This is a genomic window from Leptolyngbya sp. PCC 6406 (assembly GCF_000332095.2).
In the GTDB taxonomy this organism is placed as follows: Bacteria; Cyanobacteriota; Cyanobacteriia; order Phormidesmidales; family Phormidesmidaceae; genus PCC-6406.
In genome coordinates, this window is record NZ_KI913951.1 from 83,586 (window position 1) to 96,496 (window position 12,911).

A 12,911-nucleotide genomic window follows, 5' to 3' on the forward strand; every position below is an offset into this window, starting at 1 on the left:
GGCAGACCCGAAAAGCAGGTGGGTAAGCTGTTGGAAGAGGCAAAGTTGTCTGAGGCCATCATGGCTAATACGGAAACCGCTTCCCCCGTGCCATCGGCTCCGGAACTGACTCAGGAAGCGAAAGGGCAAACGGCTAAAGAACTGGAACGCCTGGATTACCGGCAAACCCTCGACAGTCTACGGGAAACGGCGGATGCCCTGCCAGAGAGATCGCGAGCAACTCTGCTGAGTGCTATTTAGCAGGCGGATGCGCAGCTGAGTGGCGAGGCGACCCCAGAGAGATCGGAGGCTTTTCGCCAGTCTGGAGCGGGGTGAGAAGCCCATTCTGGCAGTTTCCAATACCATGGGCAGCTTTATCGACAACTATGCCAAGGACAATGACCTCAACCCAGGGGATGAGGTAGAGGCTAACTTCAGTGACATCCTGACCCGTTACCTGGAGCGCAGCCGGGATGTGGTGGAGACGGATTATGACGGCACTCAAACGCGACGGCGACTGACCGACGAAGAACTCGGACCGCAGGCCGTTGAAGCCTTTGACCGGGCCAAGGAACTGATCCAGGAGACCAACCTGAGCTTTCCCGTGTCTCCCATCGATACCATCAAGCAGAAGGTAGAGGCCGCTGGCTATACCTTTGGTGAGATTACCGGGCGCACTGCCCGCTTGGACTACAGCGGTAACGGGAATCCGACCTATGAGCGTCGCTCCAGCTACGAAACCAGTAAAGCGGCCAAGGTAGAAATGACCGATAGCTTTAACAGTGGCCGAACGGATGTGCTGCTACTGAATCGCTCTGGCTCCACGGGCATCAGCCTTCACGCCTCGGAAAAGTTTACGGACCAACGGCAGCGCCACATGATTGTGGGTCAGGCGGAGCGCAACGTGAACGACTTCATGCAGACCCTAGGCCGTGCCCACCGCACTGGGCAGGTGGTGCCACCCAAGATTTCTTTGCTGATGGGGGACACGCCAGATGAAAAGCGTCCAGCGGCCCTGCTAGAACGCAAGATGTCTAGCCTCAATGCCAACACCATCGCCGACAAGAATGCAGGCTTTGATACCTCTGAAATTCCCGACTTTTTCAACCAGTATGGGGATGCCGTTGTTGAGCAGCTCCTGAGCGAATATCCCGAAATCAACGCCAAGCTGGATTACCCGATCACCGTGTCCCCTGAAGGGGTCGGCAGTGTCGAGGAGGCTACTGAGGGGGCGATCGCCAAGGTGACCGGGCGATTGCCCCTGCTGACGGTGAAAGAACAGGAAGCGTTCTACAACGCTCTGGAGAGTGAATACACGTCTTTTGTGGATCAGCAAAAAGCCTTGGGGAATAACGTTCTGGAGGCAGAAGCGGTAGACCTGGATGCCCGTTCCCTGGCCCAGGCACAAGTGATTCCGAGGAAAGATGGTGTCTCTTCTGCGTTTGGCTCCGGGGTCAGCGTGGAGATCATGGATGTGAAGGCCCAGAGTCATGCCAAGACTCAGCTAGAGGTGATCAACGAAGTGCGGGACAACCTGGGGCTCGATGCCGTGGATGCGGTGGAGGCGCACGACTCAGCAGCCGTGGATGAAGTGTCCCAAGGCTATTCCACGCAACTGCTAGAGAAGGCGACTCAGGCCGCTGAGGTGTATCTGGCGGAGCAGTCTGCCCAGGCGCGGCGAAAGACCGCTGATCCAGAGCAACAGCAGTCCATGATCAATCGAGCAACCAAGCGCCTGGATAGGCAAAAAACCCAGCTTACTCAACTCAATCGGTTGCGGCTGGGGCAGACCGTCCGGCTGGATACGGGGTCGGGTCGCATCTTCTACGGTGCCGTGAGCAGCATCACCAAACGGGGCGAATCCCTGGAGACAACCCTGAGCAAGGGGGCTCAGTCTGAAGCCTCAGACGATGCCGATAGCCTGGGAGCGACCAATCCGGTGGCTCCATCCAAGTGGGAAATCAACGTGTCCCTGGCGGATTCTGCCCGAGAGCTGCCCCTGCCGCTCTCCAAGGTCAATACGAAGGGGATGGGCAGTGTAGACCTCACCCCAGTCAAAAAGACTCTCCTGGGGAAAGGTGTGATGGCGCAGTTTGACGAACGACAGACGGGGCAGCGAGAGGTGCGCCAAGCCTTTCGCGGTAATCTGCTCCGGGCCGCTGAAAAATATGGTCGTCAGGGTAGCGTCATTAACGCCACCGTCTCCGGGGGTGGGGTTGAACCCATGCTGATGCTGCCCCAGGGCTATGACGTGCAGCGCGATATCCAGGAGGCTCCGGTGACTCTACCTGCGGCCAGAAATATCCGGCAGTTTATGGAAATCACGGACAACCAGGGCATTGTCAAAACCGCTGATGAGCAGATCACCCTCAAAGCTGCGCCCAACGATGAGAATTTCTTGCTCCAGACCGGGAAGAAGCAAAAAGATGTCTTTCTGGATGAAGGACTGATGCAGACGATTGGCGATGAGTTCTACTCAGTCAGCGATCGCATGGAGGTGATGATTCCAGCGGATCGCTTAGGGGAGGTCGCCCACTATATCCAGGCGGGGCGCAACCAGCAGCTAGAGGCCACGACCCACCTGGACCAGGCGCGGGAGCTGGTGGGAGACAAACTCCCAGAGTTCTCTTGGTCCGCGTCCGTTGATGAGGTGGTGGAGCAGGCGGGGATAGCCCCTGCTGTTGATCTGTCCAACCTGGATGCCGTCCGTGAGGGGCTAGAAACTGTCTTGCAGCAGGAGACTGATCCGACTGGAACCGCTGAAGAAGTGAGTTCCGATTCTAATCCCAGTGCTCACGATGCCTTTGAGGCGAGTCCAGTTCCTCCTCAACCGTCCGGTGCTGATTTAGCGGCAAAGGTGCAGCAGGCTAAGGATCTGGCCAATGATGGCATGATGATGACGTTTCAGGTGGATGTAGACCTGAATACCCCTGACCTGGAAACCAATCTGGACATAGGGGCAGACGGTCAGCCACGATTTGACCTGTTCGACCCCGATGACATTCGCCTGGAGAACGGTACGGCCCAGGTTCAAGTGGGTGTCGATGCCAGTGGGGAGACCCTGGCAGACGTGTGGGCCGAGATTCCCCATGCTGAGACACAGCTAGAAACTGCGATCGCGCAGGCCCAACCCCTCAGAGCAGCCCTGGAAGCGAAGTTTCAGGGAGTGGCCCTGGAGGCTGAACCGGAGCCGGAGCCGGAGCCTGAACCGGAGGCTGCACGGATTGGGGGGTGGAAAGCCCAGTCCGGCAGACCCGAAAAGCAGGTGGGCAAGCTATTGGAAGCGGCAGGGCTGTCTGAGGCCATCATGGCGGACGACGAGTTTTATCTCAAGGTCGAGAACCAGCCCTTTATCCCCCTCAGCATTGAGCGTCAAGATAATCGGCTGATGCTCTACCACACCCTGGTTGAGAACGGAGATGCCTACCTTGACTCTGAAATGGTCTTTAACCTATCGGAGGAGGGCTCCTTGGCGTTGGCCGAAACAGCCGTGCATGGCCCTAGGGGTGAAGTGCGCGGATTAGATCGCAGCTACGCCAATATGTTTGCCAAAAATTTGAGGGCGCAAGGCTTTGCTGAGGCAGCTCAACGGCAGCAGCAGTCCACGAGAACTTCAGCGGATACCAAGGCTGCTAGAACGGAAACCGCTTCCCCAGTGACACCGGCTTCGGAACCGAATCAGGAAGCGCAAGGGCCAACGGTGAGAGAACCGGAACCCCTGGATTATCGGCAAACCCTCGACAGTCTACGGGCAACGGCGGATGCCCTGCCAGAGAGATCGCGAGCAACTCTGCTGAGTGCCATTCAGCAGGCGGATGCACAACTGAATGGCGAGGCGACTCCAGAGAGCCCGGAGTTGATGCCCGATGCCAGGGGCGGGAATGAAGTCCTTCAGGCGGCGATCGCCCAGCAAGACCCTGAACTGAATGACCAGATGGTGCAGGGGGCTGGAACGGGAGTCCCCAGTGTGGAGGAGTTCCGCGACTGGTATCGCAAGGCCAGTGTCATGGGCAAATCTGAAGCCGTCCTGGGGCAGATTGCCAATGCGGGGCGGCAGGCCAAGGTGGGCACCCTGCCCGCCGATGGCTATGATGCCGATGCCATGCAGGCTCACCTACAGGGATACGATCATCAAGCCGCGATCGCGGCTGACATCATGCCCAATGCGGATCGGTTTCTGGCATCAGCCCAGGCAGCGGGGATTGTCCAGGAAACGACCACGGGGGCGATCGCTGAGGGTAAAACCTACCGGGTCACTCTCGCTGAGGGTGAAATGAGCATCCACAATAAGCAGACCGGGGGGAAGCTGGCTTTCCGGGAAGACGGCATCACCTCAGTGCAGGGCATGACCGAGGCGGATCGCGATCGCTGGCAACGCTTGGGTCAAAAGAGCGCCGATGAGCTGAAACACCAAATTGCTCAGCGGCAACAGCGGCGGCAACCGTCCCTATCCCGCCTATCTCAGCCGGAGCCAGAGATGGCTTAGCTGATCCAGTACAGCCCTCGGACAAGGCAATAGGTGACCAAGGCTCCCAGGGCTAAGGCCAAGGCCGCAATGCTGATCCAGGTTGACTGGAGTCCTTGTTGGCGGGTCTCTTGCACCTGGGTGGCGACCAGCCGGAGAAAGGGCACCGCCAGGATCAGGAGTGGGATGGCTGAGAGAAATGCGATCGCAGCCCATTGCCCCGGTGGGGTCACCTGCTGAGCGGCTAACTGGGCAATCAAGGCTCTGACCTGTGCCTTCCGGGGCAAGATGAGGAACACCAGTCCCACCACCAAGAGATAGCGGCTATCCACAAAAATCTGTTTCTTGACCGGGTGCCTGACCATGGCGGGCAACTGTAGACGGCAGGGTTTTGCTACCGTGACGCTATCAGAGTCTTCTGGTCACAGCGACAGCCAAAAGATAGAAGTGGTGGGTATGAAGAGCCGCTGTCCATAAACTGTATGTCTGCCTGTTGGGGGCTAAACTTCGGGGGGCACATCATTGAGGTCAATTCGGATGCTGGAGTGGTCGAATCAAGATCGCCAACGGCTGCGCCAAGCCCTAACCTCTAGTTTTCGTAGATACTCGCTCCTGAAGATATTCGTCTCGGACTATTTCGATCAGGTTCGCCTCAACGAAATTGCCACATCCCAGGCGCTGAAGGTTGCAGCGGATGATCTGATTGAGCATTTTGAGGAAAGCGGTGATTTGTCCGATTTGATTCTGGCGTTGTGGCAAGCCCGCCCCCAGAATCCCGAAGTCCAAGCCTTTGTGGCCCGATTACGGGAAGAGGTTCGTCAGCGCCTGCAACTCGACCCCCCTACGGTGGATGCACCTGAGAATTCCTTTGAGTTGCCCAGCGCCTTCGAGGAGGTTCAACTCGAAGCGTTTCTGCCCAAGCAGTATTCCTATAACGTCGATTTCGGCAAACTATACCGGGGCCTGAAGTCAGCCAGTGCAGTCTGTCGAGTCTCCTTTACCAATCGCCCAACGATGGGAACCGGCGTGCTGATTGCGCCCAATTTAGTATTGACGAACTACCATGTCTTGAGCCACCAAGTCACCCCGGCAGAGCACCTGGCTACCCAAGCTCAGGCTCTGCGGTTAGAGTTCGGTTATTTGAGTTCAGAGGCGGTAGCCGCTTCTGGTCCTGAAGCCTTTGGGGTTGAGCGGGTGCTGGCCTGGAGCCCTCCAGAGAAACTGGACTATGCCCTGCTGCGGGTAGAGGCCGCGATCGCTCAGGCCACCCAGGCCCAATCGCTTCGCCTACCATCTGTGATCCCGGCCTTAGCTCCCCATGGGGGTCTTAATGTGTTGCAGCATCCCCAGGGGGCGGTCATGCAGGTTTCCCTAAGTGCCAGTGGGGTGGTGCAAGCGGATCCTCAACGGGGGCGAGTCTGGTATGTGAATCGAACCCAAGGTGGTTCCAGCGGCTCTCCCTGTTTTAATGATGAATGGCAGTTGGTGGCGTTACATCACGCTGCCGTGTCGCGAGGCTTCGGTAGCGTACGCGAAGGCATTTTGATGGCATCAATTTTGCCAGAGATTTTGGGCTACCTAGGGTGAGTAAGGAAAAACAGCCATGAGTCGCCGCATTGTTTGGACTGCCTATGAATCGAGTGAGCCAGAAGCCCAGGTTGATGGCTATTTTGACCGCCTGCTGAAGTACATTCCGGCGGATGTGGTGGGCCTGTGGCTAACCGGAAGCGGCTTGATTCGCAGCCAAGCAGCGGATACTTCCAGGGTAGGGTTGCTCTGGCTGTTATTTATCGTCGGGTTGGTCTTCTCGTTTTTCTGGACCCGCAAGCAAACGCGGGCGGCAGGACAGCCAACCCCGTGGCGGCAAATTGGCCTGTCTTGCCTTTCCTTTTTTGTGTGGGTGTTCGCAATTGGGGGGCCATTTGCTGAATATTCTTTGTATGAGCCTTTATATGGCTCGCTGCTGCTGTTGATTTACACCACAGCCATTCCATTGCTGCCACCGCCGAAGGGACGTAAGTAATAGACTGTGACGATTAAGTGGACAGGCCCAAACCAAGGAAAACTACGGGAGACGCTACTGAAGTTTTATCCCAAGGTGCGCCCATTGAGGCGTTTTGTTCGGGATCACTTTGATTATCCCCTGGCGGATTTGCCAGAAATGATACCGGCAAGAGATTGGGCTGAGGAGCTGATTGAGAAAGCCCACGCTGAGGGGTGGATTAATCAGCTATACAAAGAATTTTGTTTGGCTCACCCCGATGACTTCCTTATCGTAGTTCTGCGGAACGAACTAGGTGATTCGGCTCTGGATGTGCCCATTGGTGACGCTGGTGAGATGGCGGGGGTTGTACGGCGATCGCCCCTAGAATCTGCCTGCGATGGGGCTGAAGCCCTGCAAGAAGATCCGCTATCCACCCATCTTGTCGTCGCAGTGTTTCGGCAAAAAGGCAACAAGCTACGGGTACAGCCCTGGCTCTACTATCGAGCTGCCGATACCGGTGAGATTTGCCAAAAGTCACTGGTGGAGGATGGCTGTACGGTCTCGCTAGAGACCTTTCCTGAATTTCTGAAACAGTTAGTTAAGTTCACCTATGAGGTCGTTAAAGAACTTTTCCCGCCACCCTCCCCCTGGACGCTGACGATCGAGCTCTTTGTCCCCATTGAGTTGCTGGGTCAGCCGTTATCGACTTGGTGCGGGGCGGATGGAGCCTTATTATGCGATCGCCCCCTTGTCATGGGCTGCTCCGACCGCTTCAATCCTGACCTTGGCGGGGATGCCATAGACCTGCACAACAAACTCACCCTGGGCTGGCAACGCTTTCAGGCAAAGGTACCCGATCAGGTGGGTTCTAATCTTCGTAATCTGGCATGGCTTACGTCCCCGATGGCGGCAACAGCCGCCTTGGGCGAGTATTCCGGCTTTCGATGCCATGGCGATTGGCTGAAGTCAGACGAAGCCGCTGTGAAAAATTGGCAGGAGTTGGTCAACTCTGGGATTCCCCTAGCGCTGTGGATGTGCGGGGGGAATCCAACTCCGCCTGATGCCGAGGCTGTTTTTGAGCAGTTGGTTGACTGCACCCGATTTGAGTTTCCAAAGCGGTTGCCACTGAAACGGGATCGACAGCGGAAAACCTGCGACTATTATGTCGGTGTCTTGTATGAAGATCCCAACTATGTGCCCCCTGTCCCCTTACCCCCCTCAGGAGAAAGCTTTGTTTGGCCCGAAACGTAATGCCTTAAGGGGGGAGTTGTAATGGCAGATAACCAATGGAAACGATTTTTAGGCAATGGTCAATCCGCTCCCCTGACGGAAGCAGCGATGCCCCCGGCTCCGGCTTGGCGCACCTTTATGACCGAGGCGGCGTTTGCTGCTGAACGGGAGGCCAGCGGAGAGCGCTGGCTGGCAATTCAAACCCTGGCTGAGCAAGACACCCGAGGCCAAGAGCGGGGCGAGAGTTTCCGGCTAGATGATGACTACAAGGATGTCATCAATGCGGTCAATGCTGCCCTGTATCTGCGGCGGCCCCTGCTGGTGACGGGCAAGCCGGGATCGGGGAAGACCTCGCTAGCCTATGCCGTTGCCCATGAGTTGAAGCTAGGGGCGGTCTTGTCTTGGCCTGTAAATGCGCGGACAACGCTAAAAGAGGGGCTGTATCAATACGATGCCGTGGCCCGCTTGCAGGATGCTCAACTCAAGCGGGAACGGCAAATGGGAGATTACATTCGCTTGGAGCCAGTGGGAACTGCCTTTTTGCCCGCTCCTGTGCCCCGTGTGTTGCTAGTAGACGAGATTGATAAGTGCGACATTAACCTCCCCAATGACCTGCTAAATCTCTTTGAGGAAGGGCGCTACGAAATCCCTGAGCTGGTGCGCTGTAAACAGGATTTCGGCACGGTCAATGTCCGCACGGCGGACGCGGATGTCTTCGCCGAAATCACAGGGGGACGCATCCTCTGCCGAGAATTTCCCTTTATTGTCATGACCAGCAATGGGGAACGGGACTTTCCCCCTGCCTTTTTGCGTCGCTGTCTGCGCTTGAAGATGCCCGATCCCAGCCAAAATAAAACGGCGTTGGAGCGCATTGTCGAAGCCCATCTAAGACGGGGACAGGACGCTGTACTCTGGCCGAGCTTGCAGGATGACGTGAGGGCTTTGGTGGAGGCATTTATCGCCAAAGGCAGCGCTGAGACCGCTGACATTGCCACTGACCAGCTTTTGAATGTGGTGTACCTGCTGACCCGTGAAGTCAAGCCTGACCAGGACGATCGCGAGCAGCTCAAGACGCTATTGCTAAAAGGGCTGAATCAGGAGGACTGACCCATCGAACCCTCTCTGCCTCCCATCGTTCAAAGGCTGGTGGCCCTCCTCAGCGACCCGACATTAACCGACCTGAAAGACCAGGGGTTGACCGGGCAGGAAATTGCTGAGGCGATTTGGCTGGCAACCCAAACCGACGACGGTGCGCCCTTTGTCTGGGATGTGGTCAGTGAGGCGGTTGAAGACCCGGAAGCACCGACTGAAAGCGATAGCTCCCCTCCTGCCGATATTTCAGCACCGCCGCCCCGTGAACCGCAGGCGGATATTGTTCCCGCTCCCGTTGAAAAGAAGGCTTCCCTGGCGTTGCCCGACAATTACAGGCCAATCCCTGTTCCAGATGCCCCAGCCCTCTCTCAAGCCCTCCAGCTCGCCCGATCGCTGCGACCCCTAGCCCGTCAAGTAGCGGTCGGCTTGCCCGCCCTAATCGACGCAGAAGCCACAGTAGAGCGCATTGCCGAAACGGGGGTATGGCAGCCCGTTTTGCGCCCCGCCTCAGAACTCTGGCTCGATGTCGCATTAGTTTTTGATGCCAGTCCCTCCATGTGTCTGTGGCAGCGATTGGGTAAAGATCTGCATCGGCTGCTGTCTCGCTATGGCGAATTTCGTGATGTGCGGGTGTGGCAACTCAGGCAGGTCGATGGCCGGGTTGAGCTGACTGCGCGCAATGGCGCAATCCATCAGCCACGGGAGTTGTTAACGGGCGATCGCCGCCGTTTGGTGGTGATTGTAAGTGATTGTGTGTCGCGACCCTGGTACGACGGCACGATGCACGATTTGGTCAAGGTATGGTCAGACCATCTGCCCACGGTGATTTTTCAGGTCTTTCCAGAACGGTTGTGGTCGCGCACGGCCTTGACGCGATCGCTCACGGTGGAGTTCAAGCGCAAACGGAATGGGTTACTGAATCATACCCTGCACCCCATTCCCCGCTCGGTGTGGCAGCGAGAGCGGCTGGCGAACAGTTTGCAAACCTCACCCGTGCACTTACCCGTGGTTACCCCAGATGATCCGGACTCCCTGGCTGACTGGGCAAACCTGATTGCCGGAAATCGCCGGGTGAGATCCCTCGGCATTGTTTGGGATGCGACGGCTGTGGCTCCACCATCCTCTCGTCAGGCGGCAAAACCATCTGCTTCCCTAATTCAAGATCGGGTCGATAATTTTTTGTTGACGGCCTCGCCTATCTCTATAGATTTAGCGGCGCTGTTGGCCTCTGCTCCGGTGATCACGCTGCCCATTGTGCGGTTGATTAAGCAGTCGAATCTGCGTCAGGCCAGTGCGGTACACATCGCTGAAGTCTTTATGAGTGGCCTGTTGAAAGTCTGTGGGGATAACACGCCTGACTTTGAGAATGCCGAGCGCATGGCCTATGAGTTAGTTGATGATGAAGTCCGCGATCGCCTGCGGGCAGGTTCTCTGGTGGCCGATGCCCTAACGGTTTACCGCAAGGTGTCTAACTATGTGGCCCAGGGCTTGGGGCGATCTGTGGACGAGTTTTGGGCGCTGTTGCGTACCCCCAGTCAAGCGGCGGCAGAAGATGACGATCTGCCGGAATTTTTGGAGGCGTTTGCGACGGTGACGGGCGATATTTTGCGGGGGTTGGGGGGCGAGTTTGAGGCCATTGCCGATGCCCTGGCTCCCTTGCCTGCTCCAGCCGAGACGACGGTAGAAGACACGGAAGCATGGCCGCCGTTGCGCACCCTGGAGTTTATGACAGCGGAGGTGGTTGACCTGGAGGCAGACCCCGAAGCTGATGCAGAAGCCCCAGGGCTGGAGCCCTTTGACTTTGAAATGGCCACCGTCATTCGCCGCCAACGAAAGTGGGTGATTGAGCGCCAGCCGCGATCAACTGATCGCTTTATTGAAGTGCTAAGCAATGATCCCGCCGCGCTGGGGCTGGAACTGGTGGCGATACCGAGCGGCACTTTTACCATGGGGTCGCCAACTACCGAACCGAACCGTGCCAGCGATGAAGGCCCCCAGCACAAAGTCTCCATTCAACCCTTTTTTATGGGGCGTTACCCCGTGACCCAGGCCCAGTGGCGGTTTGTCGCTAGCCTAGAACGAGTAGACCTAGACCTAGACCCAGATCCGTCCCGCTTCAAAGGCGATCAGCGTCCGGTAGAGCGAGTGAGCTGGTACGAGGCGGTGGAGTTTTGCCAACGGCTCTGCCGCTATACCGGACGCGACTATCGCCTGCCCAGCGAAGCCGAGTGGGAATATGCCTGCCGTGCGGGCACGACGACCCCCTTCCACTTCGGGGAAACAATTACCCCAGAGGTGGCGAATTACGACGGTAACTCTACCTACAACAACGGCCCTAAAGGAGACTATCGGAAAGAAACCACCCCCGTAGACCACTTCAAGATTGCAAATTCCTTTGGCCTGTCCGACATGCACGGCAACGTGCGGGAATGGTGCCAAGACCACTGGCATAGCAGCTACGAAGGGGCACCCACCGATGGCAGCGCTTGGTTAACTGACAACGAAGGTGCGCGTCGTATCAGGCGCGGCGGTTCCTGGTACCTCAATCCTAGGCTTTGCCGTTCTGCCTATCGCGACTACGACAATCCCGGCTTCCGCAACTACTTTATCGGTTTTCGAGTTGTCTGTCGTGCCCCGTAGACGCTGTGCGGCTTCCCGCAGGGTTGACTCTTCAGTAACCCTTTCTCCCTTTTTCCCTCTTATCCTTTCGACTTCGCTCAGGGCATGCCCTCTTTGGCGCTCCGCGCCTCGAATTTTTTTTGAATATTTCCCTACTCCCGTAGCGTGGGTTGAGGCCACGTTCGCGCCGCATCCCCTCCAGGAGAAAACCCACGAACCCCACGAACCCGTGGGTCGCACTTCGTTTAACCCACGCTACAACTCAAACCTGTTCCCGTAGCGTGGGTTTCATGGCTTCAACCCACGCTACGGCAGGGCGGCTCTGCCTGAGCACTAGGGACTCCTGGCTGCTGACTGCTCCTCTGGCACAATAACTTTTGTTCTTTAACCCTCTTTGCCATGAGCGACTTGCCCATCATCCAGAAAACCCATGATCTGATTCAGTGGTATGTCCCTATTTTGAATCGCCTGCCCCGTGACCATAAATTTGCGCTAGGAGACCGAATTGTCACCGGACTCTATGACCTGCTAGAAGGCTTGATTAAAGCCCGCTATGCCAAAGAAAAACTGCCTCAACTCCGACAGCTCAACGTGCAGCTCGAAATTCTGCGACATCAAACCCTACTGTTGCTAAACTTCAACCTGCTCTCAGCCAAACGCTACGAGTACGTGGGGCAGCATATCAACGGTATCGGTATGGAGCTAGGGGGCTGGATTAAGCAGCAGGGAGCCAAGGATCAGAAGCCAGAAGATAGCCTGTTCTCCTGACTCCTGAATTCTGACTCCTGAATTCTGACTCCTGAATTCTGACTCCTGTCTTCTTTACCATGAAACGTTACGGCAACCTGTGGCCCCAGATTATTGACTTTGAAAACCTGCTGCAAGCGGCACGGCAGGCTCAACAAGGCAAGCGATATCGGCCTAATGTGCTGGCCTTTAACTACCACCTGAATCAAGAGCTGCTGCGCCTTCAGCGCGAACTGAAAGAGCAGACCTATCGACCCGGCAAGTATCGTACCTTCAGCATCTATGATCCCAAGCCACGCATGATTTCGGCAGCACCCTATCGAGACCGAGTAGTGCATCATGCGCTGTGCAACGTTATCGTGCCGCCTCTGGAGCGTACCCTGATTGCCGACACCTATGCCAACCGCATCGGCTACGGTACCCACAAGGCACTCAAACAGTTCATTCACTTTGCCCATACCAGTCGCTATGTATTGCAGTGCGACATTTGCAAATATTTTCCCAGTCTGGATCATGAATTACTCAAGGGTATGATTCGGCGGAAGCTGAAGTGTCCTCAAACCCTATGGCTGATCGATACGATCATTGATGGCAGCAACCCCCAGGGCGGTGAGTTGGAGTACTTTCCGGGAGATACCCTGCTGGTAAGCCTTCAGGGGTTCACGAAGAATTAAGGGTTCCAGGGTCTCGATAGGGGTTAAGGTAGGCTCATGAGTGAAGGCAACGAGCCCACCATAGACATCGGCGGCATCTCCATTTCTGTGTCAGATTGGGATGCCACCCCGGCTAGCGTAA

Annotated in this window: 10 protein-coding genes; 9 read left to right on the top strand and 1 reads right to left on the bottom strand. The window is 56.7% G+C overall.

All coding sequences use genetic code 11. The features are described 5' to 3' along the window. Nucleotides 1-18 precede the first annotated feature (18 nt). Both LEP6406_RS0225870 and LEP6406_RS0225875 read left to right on the top strand, forming a co-directional pair. Nucleotides 19-240: a hypothetical protein gene (locus tag LEP6406_RS0225870; RefSeq protein ID WP_027269464.1), complete on the top strand. Its 222-nt coding sequence runs from the start codon at nucleotides 19-21 to the stop codon at nucleotides 238-240. A 103-nt stretch (nucleotides 241-343) separates the two neighbouring features. Beyond that, a complete protein-coding gene (locus LEP6406_RS0225875; RefSeq protein WP_008310066.1) occupies nucleotides 344-4,465 on the top strand; it encodes a strawberry notch C-terminal domain-containing protein in 4,122 nt (1,373 codons plus the stop codon). Here the strand turns inward: LEP6406_RS0225875 and LEP6406_RS0225880 are convergent. Then, entirely contained in the window at nucleotides 4,462-4,809 is a 348-nt protein-coding gene (locus LEP6406_RS0225880) for a hypothetical protein (protein WP_008310068.1), read from the bottom strand. The genes LEP6406_RS0225875 and LEP6406_RS0225880 overlap by 4 nt on opposite strands. Before the next feature lie 172 nt (nucleotides 4,810-4,981). On the opposite strand from LEP6406_RS0225880, the gene LEP6406_RS0225885 reads away from it, so the two are divergent. From LEP6406_RS0225885 to LEP6406_RS29840, 7 genes are all read left to right on the top strand, one after another. Beyond that, nucleotides 4,982-6,031 carry a trypsin-like peptidase domain-containing protein gene (locus tag LEP6406_RS0225885; RefSeq protein WP_008310071.1) on the top strand — a complete coding sequence of 350 codons (1,050 nt, stop codon included), beginning with the start codon at nucleotides 4,982-4,984 and terminating at the stop codon, nucleotides 6,029-6,031. A gap of 16 nt (nucleotides 6,032-6,047) precedes the next feature. Continuing rightward, nucleotides 6,048-6,467 carry a hypothetical protein gene (locus LEP6406_RS0225890; protein WP_008310073.1) on the top strand — a complete coding sequence of 140 codons (420 nt, stop codon included), beginning with the start codon at nucleotides 6,048-6,050 and terminating at the stop codon, nucleotides 6,465-6,467. A gap of 6 nt (nucleotides 6,468-6,473) precedes the next feature. After that, entirely contained in the window at nucleotides 6,474-7,679 is a 1,206-nt protein-coding gene (locus tag LEP6406_RS0225895; RefSeq protein ID WP_008310075.1) for a VMAP-C domain-containing protein, read from the top strand. Between the two features lie 21 nt (nucleotides 7,680-7,700). Continuing rightward, nucleotides 7,701-8,765, top strand: a complete 1,065-nt coding sequence (locus LEP6406_RS0225900; RefSeq protein WP_008310078.1) for an AAA family ATPase — start codon at nucleotides 7,701-7,703, stop codon at nucleotides 8,763-8,765. A gap of 39 nt (nucleotides 8,766-8,804) precedes the next feature. Beyond that, nucleotides 8,805-11,390, top strand: coding sequence for a formylglycine-generating enzyme family protein (locus tag LEP6406_RS35420; protein WP_008310080.1), 2,586 nt, complete (start codon nucleotides 8,805-8,807; stop codon nucleotides 11,388-11,390). Between the two features lie 378 nt (nucleotides 11,391-11,768). After that, nucleotides 11,769-12,137 carry a diversity-generating retroelement protein Avd gene (gene avd / locus LEP6406_RS0225910; protein WP_008310082.1) on the top strand — a complete coding sequence of 123 codons (369 nt, stop codon included), beginning with the start codon at nucleotides 11,769-11,771 and terminating at the stop codon, nucleotides 12,135-12,137. Between the two features lie 59 nt (nucleotides 12,138-12,196). Continuing rightward, complete coding sequence (locus tag LEP6406_RS29840) at nucleotides 12,197-12,790, top strand: Retron-type reverse transcriptase (protein ID WP_008310083.1); 594 nt, start codon at nucleotides 12,197-12,199, stop codon at nucleotides 12,788-12,790. Nucleotides 12,791-12,911 lie beyond the last annotated feature (121 nt).

Coding starts and splice junctions, on each gene's coding strand:
- LEP6406_RS0225900 (WP_008310078.1), top strand. CDS start 7,701: ATGGCAGATAACCAATGGAAACGATTTTTAGGCAATGGTCAATCCGCT.
- LEP6406_RS29840 (WP_008310083.1), top strand. CDS start 12,197: ATGAAACGTTACGGCAACCTGTGGCCCCAGATTATTGACTTTGAAAAC.
- LEP6406_RS0225880 (WP_008310068.1), bottom strand. CDS start 4,809: ATGGTCAGGCACCCGGTCAAGAAACAGATTTTTGTGGATAGCCGCTAT.
- LEP6406_RS0225890 (WP_008310073.1), top strand. CDS start 6,048: ATGAGTCGCCGCATTGTTTGGACTGCCTATGAATCGAGTGAGCCAGAA.
- LEP6406_RS0225885 (WP_008310071.1), top strand. CDS start 4,982: ATGCTGGAGTGGTCGAATCAAGATCGCCAACGGCTGCGCCAAGCCCTA.
- avd (WP_008310082.1), top strand. CDS start 11,769: ATGAGCGACTTGCCCATCATCCAGAAAACCCATGATCTGATTCAGTGG.
- LEP6406_RS0225875 (WP_008310066.1), top strand. CDS start 344: ATGGGCAGCTTTATCGACAACTATGCCAAGGACAATGACCTCAACCCA.